The 13349-nt window shown below is 71.6% G+C and carries 12 protein-coding genes; 3 read left to right on the forward strand and 9 right to left on the reverse strand.

Annotated features, from left to right (window positions below; genetic code table 11):
• Nucleotides 1-5: 5 nt before the first annotated feature.
• Complete coding sequence (locus ACOKM3_RS10635) at nucleotides 6-662, forward strand: phosphatidylserine decarboxylase (RefSeq protein ID WP_426899241.1); 657 nt, start codon at nucleotides 6-8, stop codon at nucleotides 660-662.
• A 31-nt stretch (nucleotides 663-693) separates the two neighbouring features.
• Nucleotides 694-1497, forward strand: a complete 804-nt coding sequence (gene pssA / locus ACOKM3_RS10640; protein WP_266715411.1) for a CDP-diacylglycerol--serine O-phosphatidyltransferase — start codon at nucleotides 694-696, stop codon at nucleotides 1495-1497.
• 160 nt (nucleotides 1498-1657) lie between these two features.
• Here the strand turns inward: pssA and ACOKM3_RS10645 are convergent, their stop codons facing one another.
• The 6 genes from ACOKM3_RS10645 to ACOKM3_RS10670 all read right to left on the reverse strand — a co-directional run bounded on the left by ACOKM3_RS10645 (nucleotide 1658) and on the right by ACOKM3_RS10670 (nucleotide 8619).
• Nucleotides 1658-3457: an ABC transporter ATP-binding protein gene (locus ACOKM3_RS10645; protein WP_426906759.1), complete on the reverse strand. Its 1800-nt coding sequence runs from the start codon at nucleotides 3455-3457 to the stop codon at nucleotides 1658-1660.
• Between the two features lie 166 nt (nucleotides 3458-3623).
• Complete coding sequence (locus tag ACOKM3_RS10650; RefSeq protein ID WP_426899243.1) at nucleotides 3624-4901, reverse strand: ABC transporter substrate-binding protein; 1278 nt, start codon at nucleotides 4899-4901, stop codon at nucleotides 3624-3626.
• Entirely contained in the window at nucleotides 4898-6022 is a 1125-nt protein-coding gene (locus ACOKM3_RS10655; RefSeq protein ID WP_426899245.1) for a branched-chain amino acid ABC transporter permease, read from the reverse strand. The genes ACOKM3_RS10650 and ACOKM3_RS10655 overlap by 4 nt, the downstream gene beginning before the upstream one ends.
• Nucleotides 6015-6914 (reverse strand): branched-chain amino acid ABC transporter permease, encoded by a 900-nt coding sequence (locus ACOKM3_RS10660; protein WP_426899247.1) that lies wholly within the window; start codon nucleotides 6912-6914, stop codon nucleotides 6015-6017. Before ACOKM3_RS10660 ends, ACOKM3_RS10655 begins: the two co-directional genes overlap by 8 nt.
• Nucleotides 6911-7744, reverse strand: a complete 834-nt coding sequence (locus tag ACOKM3_RS10665) for an ABC transporter ATP-binding protein (protein ID WP_426899249.1) — start codon at nucleotides 7742-7744, stop codon at nucleotides 6911-6913. The genes ACOKM3_RS10660 and ACOKM3_RS10665 overlap by 4 nt, the downstream gene beginning before the upstream one ends.
• The gene (locus tag ACOKM3_RS10670) at nucleotides 7741-8619 is read right to left on the reverse strand and encodes an ABC transporter ATP-binding protein (protein WP_426899251.1); all 879 of its coding nucleotides are present in this window, start codon (nucleotides 8617-8619) and stop codon (nucleotides 7741-7743) included. The genes ACOKM3_RS10665 and ACOKM3_RS10670 overlap by 4 nt, the downstream gene beginning before the upstream one ends.
• Before the next feature lie 246 nt (nucleotides 8620-8865).
• Here ACOKM3_RS10670 and ACOKM3_RS10675 point away from each other — a divergent pair, with 246 nt between their 5' ends.
• Entirely contained in the window at nucleotides 8866-10062 is a 1197-nt protein-coding gene (locus ACOKM3_RS10675) for a helix-turn-helix domain-containing protein (RefSeq protein ID WP_426899253.1), read from the forward strand.
• Here ACOKM3_RS10675 and ACOKM3_RS10680 read toward each other — a convergent pair.
• From ACOKM3_RS10680 to ACOKM3_RS10690, 3 genes are all read right to left on the reverse strand, one after another.
• Nucleotides 10051-10779, reverse strand: a complete 729-nt coding sequence (locus tag ACOKM3_RS10680; RefSeq protein WP_426899255.1) for a class I SAM-dependent methyltransferase — start codon at nucleotides 10777-10779, stop codon at nucleotides 10051-10053. The two genes, ACOKM3_RS10675 and ACOKM3_RS10680, sit on opposite strands and share 12 nt — an antisense overlap.
• A 231-nt stretch (nucleotides 10780-11010) precedes the next feature.
• Nucleotides 11011-11448, reverse strand: coding sequence for a glutaredoxin domain-containing protein (locus ACOKM3_RS10685; RefSeq protein WP_426899257.1), 438 nt, complete (start codon nucleotides 11446-11448; stop codon nucleotides 11011-11013).
• Nucleotides 11449-12031: 583 nt separating this feature from the next.
• Nucleotides 12032-13183: a glycerate kinase gene (locus tag ACOKM3_RS10690; protein WP_426899259.1), complete on the reverse strand. Its 1152-nt coding sequence runs from the start codon at nucleotides 13181-13183 to the stop codon at nucleotides 12032-12034.
• Nucleotides 13184-13349: the final 166 nt, after the last annotated feature.

The raw sequence follows: 13349 nt of genomic DNA on the forward strand, positions 1-13349 counted from the left end.
CATCCATGCCCCACAGCCAAATCTCTGCACCACGCGACGGCGTCCTCAAGGGACGTCTTGCGCGCGGAGCCTCGCCGTGGCTTCTCCCGACCGTCGCCACGGCTGCTCTCAGCCTGGCGCGCTCGCGTCGCTCCAAGAAGGCAGCCGCACTCGCCGTTCCGACCACCGCTCTGGCGGCCGGCATGCTGTGGTTCTTCCGCGACCCCGAGCGCGAGATCACCGAGGGCCGGGTCATCTCCCCGGCCGACGGTGTGGTGCAGAGCATCATGCCGTGGAAGGACGGGCGCACCCGCGTCGCGATCTTCATGAGCCCGCTGAACGTGCATGTGAACCGCGCTCCCCTCGCGGGCACGGTCACGTCGGTCGAGCACATCCCCGGTGGCTTCGTTCCCGCCTTCAACAAGGAGAGCGAGAACAACGAGCGCGTCGTCTGGCACTTCGACACCGAGCTCGGTGACATCGAGATGATCCAGATCGCCGGCGCCGTCGCCCGCCGCATCGTGCCCTACATCCCCCAGGGCACGAAGGTCGAGCAGGGCGAGCGGATCGGCCTGATCCGCTTCGGTTCGCGTGTCGACATCTACCTTCCCGAGGGCGTCGAGGCCGACGTCGAGGTCGGCCAGAAGACGGTGGCTGGGGTGACCCGAATTGACCGTGACTGACCCCGAGACTCCGGCCTGGGCGGACGACGACATGGCGGACGACGCGGAAGAGATGCCGCTGTCGCTCCGCCTGTCGATAGCGGACACCCTGACGCTGGGCAACGCCACGTGCGGCTTCATGGCCGTCTACTTCACGACGACCGGGATCCTGATCCCGCACATCCAGGGCAGCTCGGACTCCGGCATGGCGCGGCACTCCGCCGCGACCGCCGTGATCCTGATGCTCGCCGCCGCGATCTTCGACCTGTTCGACGGTCTGGTGGCGCGCAAGCTGCGGTCCTCGCCGATGGGCGCGGAGCTGGACAACCTGTCGGACCTGATCAGCTTCGGTCTGGCGCCTGCGTACTTCGTGCTGGTCTACGGCATGGTCGCCGACGACGCGCACCAGAGAGTCGCGGCGGTGGGCGCGATCGTCGTGCTGTTGGCGGTGGTGCTGCGGCTTGCGCGGTTCTCGTGCGTGACCGTGAAGGACGGCACGTTCCAGGGCATGCCGTCGCCGTTCGGCGCGCTGACCGTCGTCTCGATCGTGCTGCTCGAGCTGCCCTTCGTGGCGACGCTCCTCGCGATCATCGGTACGGCGTGGCTCATGGTCAGCCGTGTCGAGTACCCGAAGCCGCGGGGGCGACTCGCCGTCGCGATGCTGGGGTGGATCGTGGCGAGCATGGGGCTGCTGGCGGCGTGGGCGTTCGACGCGCCCGGTGGGCAGCTGCTGCTGGCGACGGGCTGCACGTTGCAGGTCGTGCTCGGCGCGGTGATCCCGCTGTTCGCGACGGCGCGGCGAGTGAACAACTTCCGGGGCAATCGGCGTGAGGCGCGTGCGGCGCAGTTGCCGTAGCCCGGCGGAACGTGTGGGCGGTGGGCCCGAGCCTTTTTGGCTCGGGCCCACCGCCTTTTTGCGTGTCACCGGTGCCGTGGTTGCGGACTCGGGGCTCTGCCCCGGACCCCGCGGGCTCTCGTTCGAAAGGCGGGGCTTGATTTGCGCGGCGCCGCCAGGCTTACGCCACCTCCTCCAGGAAACCGCCCGACTGGTGTTGCCACAGCTTGGCGTACGTGCCGTGGGCGGCCAGGAGGTCGGTGTGGGTGCCCTGCTCCACGATGCGGCCGTGGTCCAGGACGACCAGGTGGTCCATGCCGGCCACCGTGCTCAGACGGTGGGCGACGACCAGGGCCGTGCGGCCCTCCATGAGGCGCCAGAGGGCCTCCTGGACGAGGATCTCGCTCTCCGAGTCGAGGGCGCTGGTCGCCTCGTCCAGCAGGAGGATGGGGGCGTCGCGCAGGATCGCGCGGGCCAGGGCCACCCGCTGGCGCTGGCCTCCGGAGAGCTTGATGCCGCGCTCTCCCACCATCGTGTCGAACCCTTCGGGCAGCGCGTCGGCGAACTCGGTGACGTGCGCCGCCTCCGCCGCCCGCCTGACCTCCGCCGCGCTCGCCCCCGGCCGGGCGAAGGCGATGTTCTCGCGCAGGCTGCGGTGGAACATGGCCGGCTCCTGGGGGACGTACGCGATCCGGGACCGCAGGTCGGCCTGGCGCAGCTTGGAGATGTCCTGGCCGTCGATCAGGATCCGGCCGCCGTCGATGTCCATCATCCGCAGCAGCAGCCTGGTCAGGGTCGTCTTGCCGCCGCCCGAGCGGCCGACAAGGCCGAGCCGCGTACCACCGGGCACGGTCAGGTCGAGCCCGGTGAACAGCGGCTCCGCGCCGGCGTGCGCGTACGCGACCCGCTCGAAGCGGACGGCGGCGGCCGAGGTCTCCTGCGGCTCCTCGGGCTCCGCCGGGTCGAGCACCTTCGGCTTGTCCATCAGCAGCTCGGTGAACTGGGCCGCCTCCGTCATGGCGCGCTCCAGACGCCGGTAGATCTGGTTGAACTCGAACATGATCCGGGTCGCGTTGGTGAAGTACGTGAACGCGACGACGATCGCCTCGACGCCCTGGCCGCTGCCCGCGAGGGCGACGGCGAGCAGCAGTCCGAGGGCGTTGGTCAGCACGGAGAGCGGGGCGACGAGGGTGTCCACGCGCAGATTGCCGTAGTCCCAGGCCCGCAGTATGTGGCCGCGCGCGTCCGCGACCCGCTCCCGGTGCTCGGCGGCCTCGCGCTCCTCGGCTGCGAAGGCGCGGACCGTCTCCATGTTCATCAGGCTGTCGGCGACATGCCCCGACATGTGGGTGAACGCCGCCTCGCGCGCGTTGACCAGCTTCTGGCGGCGCCGGATCAGGGGCCGCACGCACAGCCCGGTGATCGCGATCATGGCCAGGAGCACGACGACGAGCCACGGCTCGTACCGCCACAGCACGACCGATCCGAACACGATCGGTACGAAGCTGGCCATCACGTTGAAGATCAGTACGTCCGCGAACTCCTCGAAGCGGGAGGCGAAGCTCAGGACGCGCTTGGTGAGCGAGCCGGCGAAGTTGTCGTGGAAGAACGTGGCGTCCTTCGCGTACAGCTCGTCCATGCCGATGACGTACAGGCGCGAGATGGCGCCCGCCTCGAGCCGGTTGATGCAGTGGAATCCGATGCGCCACAGCACTTCGGCGGCGAGCAGTACACCGGCGAAGCAGAGGACGTAGGGCAGCAGCGCGTCGGCGGTGCGCTCACCACCGTCGGCGAGGTGGCCGACGAGCTTGGCGACGACGAGCGGCGCGAGGTAGAAGAGGCCGATGTTGCCGAGCGCGGGCAGCAGCATCGCGGGAGCCGCGAACCTGCGTGCCCGGGACAGCTCCCGTCCGTAGTAGCGGAGTGCGAGCAGTACCGAGCCGCGGCTCGGTGGCACTTCGCGCAATGAGGTCAATCCGATCCCGTCCCTTGGGTGTTGGGGTGTGGGTTGCCGGCCGTGATGTGGCCGAGCATCGGAGTGTCCCGTGACGGGGTGCGGGCGGTCCACGTGTTTTCGGGGCGAGGAGGGGTGTGTCGGCCAGGCCGGGAGCGTTCGGATGCCCCGGCGCGGCCGACACACGGGGGCGTCAACTCACCGTGGGCGTAAAGCCCTTGGCCTCCGCGGACTCGGTCGGCTGACGCACGACCTTCATGCCGCCGACCGCCGACTTGTCGGGCTGCAGGATCACCGATTCGTGGGAGGACGGGGCCTTGGGGTCGCTGAAGTCCTGGGCTACGCCGAAGCCGTTGTCGAAGTCACTGAGGGACAGCAGCGCCTTGTCGACGCCCTCACGCGTGAGGTCCTTGCTCTCGCAGGCCTTCTTCAGAGCCTCGCCGAACACGGCCGCGGCGGTCCAGCCCGCGACGACGCCGTTGTCGAGCGAGTCCTTCGGATACGCCTTCTTGTAGTCGGCGACGAGCTTCTTCGCCTCCGGGGTGTCCGCGCCGATGGGCAGCGAGGGCGAGGCGACCCAGTAGTTCTTCAGCAGCGCCGGGGCCGCCTGCGTGCCGAGCAGCTGCGGCGAGTACGCCGAGTTGTTGCCGATGATCGGCGCGTTCAGCTTCGCCGCCGCCGCGACACCGACGAGGGAGGCCGCCTGGCGCGGGCCCGCGCTGATCACGACGCCCTTCACGCCTGCCTTCTTCAGGGCGGTGACCTGGGCAGTCATATCGTTGTCGGTCGGCTTGATCTTCTGCTTGACGAGGGTAAGACCCTCCTTCTCCGCCATGTACTCGGAGCCCTGCAGCGCGTTCTCGCCGTAGTCGCCCTCGAAGTAGACGTGGCCGAGCTTGTCGCCCTTCTTGAGGCCCTTCTCCTTCATCAGGAAGTCGATCGCGTTGATCGTCTCGATGTCGTACGTCGATCCGATGACGCGCACGTACGGGCTGCCGAGCAGATGCGCCGACCAGGCCTGCGGCAGCACGAGCGCCTTGTCCTGGCCGTCGATGCGCTTCTTGACGGCGGCCACGAACGGCGAGCCGAGGAACTGCGGGAAGCCGAGCACGTCGGGCGCAAGCTCCGTGTAGCCGGCGACGGCCTTCTGCGGGTCGTAGCCGTGGTCGCGCACGGTCAGCTTGGCCTTGTAGCCGCAGGCGCCGCCCGCGTCGTTGAACTGCTTCACGTACAGCTGCTGCGCCTGGGTGACGCTCTTGCCGAGCGTCGCGTAGACGCCGGTCATGTCGGTGAGGACGCCGAGGTTGATCGTCTTGCCGGTGATGCCCTTGCCGGTCTTGATGCCGCCGGCGCTCTGCTTGTCGCCGTCCCCGTCGTCCTTGGCCTTGGAGCTGCACGCGGCGGTCAGGGCGAGCAGGGTGGCCACGGCGGTCACCGTGAGCATGCGGGTGCGGCCGTTCCTTGGGTTCATGCGTCCTCCTGAGGGTGTTTGCTGGCGCGCGGGGCGGTCAGCCGCACAAGTCCGCCGGGTAGGAAAAGGACCACCGCCACGACGGCGGCGCCGTACAGATAGCGGGATGCCTCGCCCGGTGCCACGCCGCCGGTGCCGGGGGCGGAGACCAGGGGCAGGGCGTCGCTGTACCGGGTGAGCAGCTGCGGCAGGAGCGAGACGAAGGCCGCGCCGACGACGGCGCCCGCCACAGAGCCGAGGCCGCCGATGACGATCATGGCGAGGTATTCGAGGGAGAGCGTGATGCCGAAGTAGTCGGGCACGGTGCGCTGGAAGACCAGGGCGAGCAGGACGCCCGCGAGCCCCGCGTACATCGACGAGAGCACGAAGACGAAGCCGCGGTAGCGGGCGACCGGCACGCCGAGCACCCCGGCCGCGATCCGGTGGTCGCGGATCGCGTTCAGCGCCCGTCCCGGCCGTCCGCGCAGCACGCCGCGCGCGAAGAGTCCGCAGCCGAGCGTGAGCAGCAGCCCGAGGTACCAGAGCTTCTCGGACGCACCGAACGGCACGCCCGCGACGGCGAGTTCACTGTCGTCGAAGGTGAGGCCGAACAGGCTCATGGCGGGTACGTCGCGCCCGTTGGCGCCGCCCGTCAGGTCTTCGGCGTTGAACAGGACGTGCTGCCCGATGAAGATCAGCGCGAGGGTCGCGATGCCGAGGTACGCGCCCTTGAGGCGGCCCGCGATGGGGCTGAACAGGCCGCCCGCGACGCCCGCGACGAGCACCGCGAGCACGGCGGCGAGCCACGGCGGCAGGCCGAGCCCGTCCAGCGTCTGGCCCCGCTCCCCCGCGAACACGCAGTACCCGTAGGCGCCGATGGCGAGGAAGAAGGCGTGCCCCATGGAGAGTTGGCCGGTCGCGCCGGTGAGCAGGTTGAGGCCGATGGCGCCGATGGCGGCGGCCATGGCGAACAGGCCGGCCTGGAGCCAGAAGCGCTCCAGGTAGAACGGCAGGGCGAGCAGCAGCAGGGCGCAGGCCGCGATGACGTACGTACGGCGGCGCGAGAGGCGCCTGCGCAGTGAAGTGCCTTTCACAGTATGGGACTTGGTCGGTGGGGCATCCGATGCGAGTACGTCAGACACGGGCCAGCTCCTTCGTCCCGAAGAGCCCCGAGGGCCGCAGCAGCAGGATCACGGTCATCACGAGATAGGGCGCGAGATCGCCGAGGCCGCGGCCCATGAAGGCGAGTTCGCTCTGGTAGCCGGCGGCGAGGGACTCGGTGACGCCGACGATGAGCCCGCCGACGAGCGCGCCGGTGGTGGAGTCGAGTCCGCCGAGGATCGCGGCGGGGAAGGCCTTCAACGCGGCGAGGGACGTGGCCCGTTCGAGGCCCGGCGTCGGGAACACGGTCAGGAACAGCGCGGCGACGGCGGCGAGCCCGCCCGCCACCGCCCACGCGCCGAGCGACACCCGCCCGAGCCGTACGCCCATCAGCGCTGCGGTCTCGCTGCTCTCGGCGGCGGCGCGCATCGCGACGCCCCACGAGGTGTAGCGGAACGTGAGCAGGAAGGTGGTGATGAGCAGGGCCGCCGCGGCGAGCGCGGCGATCCGGGTGTGCGCGATGGAGACCCCGCCGACGGTGAGCACGGCATCGCCCCACGGGTCGCCCATGGCGAGCACGTCCGTGCCGAGGCGGCGGGTGAGTTCGGTGGTCAGGAGGATGTCGACGCCGATGGTGACGATGGCGAGGACGCTGTGGTCGCGCCCCCGGTAGCGCCGCATCACGAAGAACTCGACGGCGCCGCCGACGACGGCCGCGGCCGCGATGCCGACGCCGACCGCGGGCCAGAACCCGATGTCGTCGTGGAGCGACGCGATGACGTACCCGCCGGCGAGCAGCAGCGACGCGTGGGCGAAGTTGACGACCTCGGTGGCCCGGAAGATGACGACGAAGCCGAGGGCGATGAGGGCGTAGACGGAGCCCATCGAGATGCCGTTGATGAGGAGTTCGAGGAACGTCGTGAAATCGGTCATGCGGAGGCCTCCGGCTCTTCGGGGGTGCCCAGGTACGCCTGGACCACCGCCGGGTCGTTCTGCACCCGCTCCGGGGGGCCGCCCGCGATGCGGCGGCCGAAGTCGAGGACCGTCACCTCGTCGGCGAGCCGCATGACGACACCCATGTCGTGTTCGACCAGGACGATCGAGATGCCGAGGCTGTCGCGGACGCCCGCGATGACGGCGGCGGTGCGGCGGCGTTCGTCGGCGGTCATACCGGCGACGGGTTCGTCCAGGAGGAGGATCTTGGGCTCCATGCACAGGGCGCGGGCGAGTTCGGCGAGCTTCTGCGCGCCGTACGGCAACGAGCCGGTGGGTGTGGTGAGTTGATCGGCGATGCCGACGAACTCTGCGATCTCCGCGACCCGTTCGCGGTGGAGGCGCTCCTCCCGGACCGCCGACGGCAGCCGCAGGCCCGCCGCGACGAAACCCGCGCGGGTCAGCCGGTGCCGGCCGAGCAGCAGGCTGTCGGCGACGGTGGTGTGCGGCGGCAGGGCGAGGTTCTGGAAGGTGCGGGCGACGCCGAGTTCGGCGATGCGGTGCGGGGGCAGGCCCGTGAGTTCGCGCTCGCCGAGGTGGACGGTGCCGGAGGTGGCCCGGTAGACGCCGGAGAGGACGTTGAAGGTGGTGGACTTGCCCGCGCCGTTCGGGCCGATGACGGCGTGCACCGTGCCCGGTTCGACGGTCATGCCGATGGCGTCGAGGGCGGTGAGGCCCGCGAAGCGCACCGTCAAGTCCCGTACGTACAGAGGTGGTACGTCCGCGTGCGGCGGCGGTACGTCCACGTGCGAGGTCGCCACGTCCGTCATCGCGCACCTCCCCAACGCTTGAGCGTCGGCGCGTGCGCTGACCCGCCGGTGGCGGCCGCGGCGTCCGACGCGGCCGTCTCGTCGACCACGCCCAGATAGCGGCGGCGCACCTCGTCGGATCCCGCGAGTTCGTCGGCGCGGCCGTGCAGGGTGATCTCACCGACCTCCAGGACGTACGCGTGCGAGGCGAGCCGCAGCGCGAGCGCCGCGTTCTGTTCGACGAGGAGTACGGAGACCTGGCGGTCGCCCTGGGCGTTGATCTCGCGGATCGTGTCGGCGATCCGGGCCGCCATCAACGGGGCGAGGCCCAGTGACGGTTCGTCCAGGAGCAGCAGTTTCGGCGCGGCCATCAGGGCGCGGCCCACGGCCAGCATCTGCTGCTCGCCGCCGGACAGCAGCCCCGCCCGTTGGTGCGCCCGGTCGGCGAGCACCGGGAACAGTTCGTGCACGCGCCGCAGCGACGCCGCCTTCGCGGCGCGCGACCCGTGGGAGCCGAGCGCGCCGGCCCGCAGATTGTCCGCGACGGTCATCCGCGCGAACACCCGTCGCCCCTCCGGGACTTGGCAGATTCCGGCGGCCACCACGCGGTCGGCGGACAGTCCGTCGATCCTTCCCCGAGCTCTCAACTCCGTTCGAGCAGGGGAGGCCCCATTGCCGCCGAAGTACACCCTGCCGGACGTCACCGCCCCGCCGTGGAAGCCGAGGGTGCGCGACACGGCGCGCAGCAGCGTCGTCTTGCCCGCTCCGTTGCCGCCGAGCACGGCGACGACGGAGCCCGGAGGCACCTCCAACGTCACGCCGCGCAGGGCGCGGACGGGCCCGTAGCCGACGGATACGTCGTCGACGAGGAGCCCTGGTTCTCTTGCATCGCTCACATCGGTCACTGTGTGCGTCCCTCCCTGGACCGGTGGCGCTCACGACAGCACCGCGCGGACGGCCCGTCCACGGGCGACCCGCGAATCGCTGCGCGGGCCCAGCCCCCGACCGCCCCCGTTGTGCCCGCGCACAAGACCGCGTGTCAGGGGCCTGCCGGGGACGGGCGGCGGGTGGCATCCTCCGCACAAGCGGGTGAGTCCTTTGCCGTCGCTTTAACGACTCGTACGGCTCGTTGGGGAGGGGCGATGGGAACGCGCAAGCACCGCACGGGCCAGGACTGGAAGCTGCTGAAGGAGGCGTGCGCGGCGCTGTTGGAGAAGGTGCCGGAACTCGTCGACGAGCACCTGCGGCAGCTCTTCGCGTACTCGGACGTCTACGCGCGCGTGCTGCCGTACGACGCCCAGTGGCGGGAGGCCGAGCAGGCGATGCGCATCGGCATCGAGACGATCTCGGCGCCCCGCGACTCGCCGCGCAAGGACCTGGAGTACGCCGAGGACGCGGGCCGTCGCCGGGCGGGCCAGGGCCTCCCGCTCGACCTCCTGATCCACGCCTACCGCAACGCGGGCTACATCGTCTGGGACGCCCTGATGGAGAGCGCGGGCGGCGAACCGGCGCGGCTGAAGGCGCTGATGCGTTCGGCGACGATGGTGTGGGCGGCGGTGGACGCGCAGGCCGAGGCGGCCTCCGAGGCGTACCGGGCAACGGAGTTGGAGCTGCGCCGCCGTACCGACGAGCAGACGCAGGCGCTGCTCGACGCGCTCCTGGACGGCCGTCCTGCGCCGGGCCTCGCGGCGCGCGCGGCGGCGGGCCTCGACCTGCCCGAGCACGGCCCGTACGCGGTCGTCGTGCTCCGGGTGGAGCGGCAGGGCGGGCGCGAGGCGTTCCACCGGCGGATCCAGGACCCGCGGTTCCGGTTCGTGTGGCGGATGCGGGCGGACTGCGAGGTGGGGGTGGCGGCGCTCGGGGCGGGCCGCACGCTGGACGATCTGGCGGCGCTGCTCGACGGGCGCTGTCCGGGTCCCGGCGGGGTCAGTCCCGTCGTCAAGGGGCTCGCCGAGCTCGGCCACGCCCGCCGCCTCGCCGAACTCGCGTTGCGCACCTGTCCGCCGGAGACGACGGGGGTGGTCCGCCTGGACGAGCGGATGCCGACGGCGCTGGTGGTGAGCCAGCCGGACCTGGCGCAGCGCCTGGTGTCGGGCGTCTTCGGCGAGCTCCTGGCGCTCGAACCGGCCGACCGGGCAGTGCTGTTGGAGACGCTGGACGCGTGGCTGGCGTGCGAGGGGTCGGCGGGGCGGGCGGCGGGCCGCCTGTACTGCCACCGCAACACGGTCTTCAACCGGCTGCGCAGGCTGGAACAGTTGACGTCGCGTTCGCTGTCGCGGCCGCGGGATCTGATGGAGATGACGTTGGCGCTGGACGCGTACCGGTTGTCACCGGGGTGAGGCATCTGCTGTGGGTCGACGGAAGAGTGCGGTGAGGAGGAAGGGCACGCCGTACGTCGCCGAGCCCTCGCCCTGCGCGGCCATGGGACGGATCTCGACCTCCTCCAACTCGCCGAAGAGGTGGCGCAGTTCATCGGGTGCGAAGGCGAGTCCACCTTCGAGGTCGCCGCTCCGGTACAGCTCCTCGTCGGACACTTCCGAGCCCATGGCCCCCGCGGCGAAACAGACCAGCCCGAAGTAGCCGCCGGGTGCGAGCACGCGGTCGAGGAGGGCGAGATAGCTGACGCGGCGGTGCGGTGGGAGGTGGTGCAGGCATCCGGAGTCGTACACCACGTCGTACGTCGCGTACGGGAGTCGGACGTCGAAGATGTCCCCTTCGTGGAACCGTACGTCCGAGTTCGCGGCGGCGGCCCGCTCCTTGCCCCAGGCCACGGCGGTGGCGGACAGGTCGACGGCGTCCACGTCGAAGCCGCGGGCGGCGAGGTGCAGGGCGTTGCGGCCGGGGCCGCAGCCGAGGTCCAGCGCACGCCCCTCCGGGCGGATCGGACCCTTGTCGATGTGGCCGACAAGATTCTCGTCGGCCTTCTCGACGAAGAACGGAACGTCCCGCTCGCGGTCGGCGTAGAACCCGTCCCACCAGTCGGCTCCGCCGGTACTGGGGAACGCCCGGTCGAGCATCTCCAGGACGTCGTCCGTGGTGCGCATGTACCGCTTCAACGTGTCTCCTCCGGAGGCGAGTTGGCCTGCGTCAGGCTATCCGGAGGACGGCGTCCTGGCAGGTGAGCGGCTTGGGAGCCGACGCCGCACGCGGCCCGGAACGCGCACGTGACCTTGTGCGGTCCCGGCGGTGGCCCTGCCACCCACGCCCTGCCGGAACCGGCCCGCACGGGGGCGCCGAGCGTCGGGACGGGGCGATTCCGGCGGGAGCGCGAGGGGGCAATCTTGCGGTTACCCGGAAGCGGAGAGCTGTTCGCGCACCCACGCGGGATCCGGGTTGGTGTGGGGCCGGCCCGCCACGACGACGGTCGGCACGGTCTCGTTGCCGTCGTTGGCGTCCCTCACCGCGGCGGCTGCTGCCGGGTCGTGCCAGATGTTGACCCAGTGCAGCCGGCGAGCGTTGCGGCCGAGCCGGAGGCGCAGTCGTATGCAGAACTTGCAGCCCGGACGCCAGAAGACGACCGGCCGGCCGTCGGCCGCGCTGCGACGCCGCGCCTCCTGCGCGCCGATCGACCTCGGGAAGATCAGGGGCGAGTTGAGGGCGGCGAGCACGAGGAACGCCAACAGGAGTGCCATGGCCGTACCTGGGCTCCCGTTGAGGACCTGCCCGGTCGCGACGGCCGAGCCACTGAGCACGAGCACCATCGGCAGAATCCAAGCGCGCATCATGGTGACGCAGGTTATCGCCACGGCTCAACCGTCACAGCAGGCGCCGGGGGGGGCGGGGGTGGCCGAAGCTCCCGGCCCCCGCGCCTCAATCGCCGGCGGGGCTGAAAAGCTCGGGGCTCCGCCCCGGACCCCGCTGCTCAAACGCCGCAGGGGCTTGATGTGCCCACCCATCTCCCACCCCTCGCGGTCAACCGCCCCCACCTTGGGCAATCCGGCGCCAGCCACGGCTCCCCACCCATTGCGGTCAACCGCACCCGCCTTGGGCAATCCGGCGCCAGCCACGGCTCCCCACCCGCTGCGGTCAACCGCACCCACCTTGGGCAATCCGGCGCCAGCCACGGCTCCCCACCCGCTGCGGTCAACCGCCCCCGCCTTGGGCAATCTGCCGCCTGGGGCGGCAGGGTGGGCAAGGCGGCCCCCGGTGCCGCGCGATGATGGCGCAGGGGCCCCGGCCACGGCTGGGCAACCCTCACGGTGCCGCGCGACGGAGACGCAGGGCCCCGGCCTCGGGTTGGGCGAGGGTCGCGGTGCCGCGCGAGGGAAACGTCAGGCCCAGGCCACGGCACCGCACGCCCACCCCGCCTCAGCGCAAGAAGTCCTCCGCGATGGACGCGGCGACGTCCTCCAGGATCGGGCCCGCCTCCGCGATGCAGCGGGACACATCCGGCTCCACGTCCGTGAGCGCGTACGCCCGGCGGATCCCGGCCCGCCCCAACACCTCCGGCGCCAGCGCAAGCCGCCCGCACACGGCGACGACCTCGACGCCCGCCGCCCGCGCCGCCGCCGCGACACCCGCCGGCGCCTTCCCGTGCAGCGTCTGCTCGTCCAGCGAACCCTCACCGGTGATCACCAGCTCGGCCCGCTCCAACGCGGGCGCGAAGCCGAGAACGTCGAGCATGACCTCGATCCCGGGCCGGAAGCCCGCCCCGAGCCCGACCAGCGCCCCGAACCCGATGCCACCCGCGGCTCCCGCCCCCGGCGACTCCGCGTACTCGAGCGCCTTCGGCCCCACCGACTCGGACAGCACCTTCGCGTAGTGGGCCAGCGCCGCGTCCAGCTCGGCGACGTCCTGCGCGGTGGCGCCCTTCTGCGGACCGTAGATCGCGGGCGCCCCCTTCGGCCCGGTCAGCGGATTGTCGACGTCGCTCGCCAGGACGATTTCGACATCGGCGAGCCGCGCGTCGAGCCCGGACAGATCGGCCGAGGCCAGGCCCGCGAGCGCGCCACCGCCCGGCCCGACCGGCGCGCCCTCCGCGTCCAGCAGCCGCGCGCCGAGCGCCACCAGCATCCCCGCGCCGCCGTCCGTCGTGGCACTGCCGCCCACACCGAACACGATCGAGCGCGCCCCGGCGTCGAGCGCCGCGGCGATCACCTCACCGGACCCGTACGTCGTCGCGGTGAGCGGCGCGAACTCGCCCTCGGGCAGCAGCTGGAGCCCGGACGCCTCCGCCATCTCCACGACGGCCGTGCCCTCGCGCAGCGCGTACGCGGCGACGACCGGCTCACCGAGCGGCCCGGTCACCCGGACCTCGCGGCGCTCGAACCCGGCCGCGACCGCCGCCGCCACCGTCCCGTCGCCACCGTCCGCGACCGGCACGGACTCCACCGTGACCTCGGGCGCGACCCGGTGCAGACCCGCCGTCACACGCTGTGCGACCTGCACCGCGGTGAGCGAGCCCTTGAACTTGTCCGCCGCGATCAACACGTGCCGCGCGGCCCCTGCAGCGTCCGCCACCTTGCTCTCCCCTTGCTGTTGCGCCTTGCACGAGGCAAGGCAGTCGCGCCGCTGCGACCTTAACCGCAGGAGGGGCCCGCTGCCCATGGTCGTCCGGTCCGCGGACCGGCGATCGCCGCCGGAATACGCGTACAAAGAGCCGCAAACCAGCGCGACCGTTGATCTT

Source organism: Streptomyces nidicola (assembly GCF_050106155.1).
Taxonomy (GTDB): Bacteria; Actinomycetota; Actinomycetes; order Streptomycetales; family Streptomycetaceae; genus Streptomyces.